A 458-nucleotide genomic window follows, 5' to 3' on the forward strand; every position below is an offset into this window, starting at 1 on the left:
GGGCCGGATCGGTCGTATCCAAGGCAACGATATCGGCAATATCCCCGAGCGCAGCCTTCGCAGCGGAAAAACCGCCAATGAAGGCGACATCAGACGAACCGTCGAGCAAATCCCCACCGGGATCATCGCCGGTATGAACGAGAAGATCGGCCCGGCGCACAAGTTCGGTAAAGCCGGCATCCTCAACGATGTCGAGTCCATCGGCGCCGCCAAAAGCATGGTTTGCAGCCTCGAGATATGCCCGCCCCAGCTCCTCGCGTTCCTCCCAGGTACCGCCCGCCAGCTTTTCCTCGATACCCGCGCCATAGGTGCCGGGCGCAGAACCGAAGATGCGCGCCGGGATATGCCCGAGCGCTGCGGCCTCTTCCGCAAGCGGATTGTCGCCCGGCGCTTCATCCCTGCGCGCGACGGCTTTGGTGGCGGCGTCGAGAAGCGCGATCAGCGCCGGAAACATGTCG

The 458-nt window shown here is 63.8% G+C and carries 1 protein-coding gene; it reads right to left on the reverse strand.

Features of this window, described 5'->3' with window-relative positions; genetic code table 11:
* Window positions 1-458, reverse strand: a 458-nt coding sequence (locus tag PL640_RS25525; protein WP_271363874.1) for a cobaltochelatase subunit CobN, incomplete at both ends; no start/stop codon positions are given.

The sequence above is a fragment of the Agrobacterium sp. ST15.16.024 genome (genome assembly GCF_027956545.1).
Classification (GTDB): Bacteria; Pseudomonadota; Alphaproteobacteria; order Rhizobiales; family Rhizobiaceae; genus Agrobacterium; species Agrobacterium cucumeris.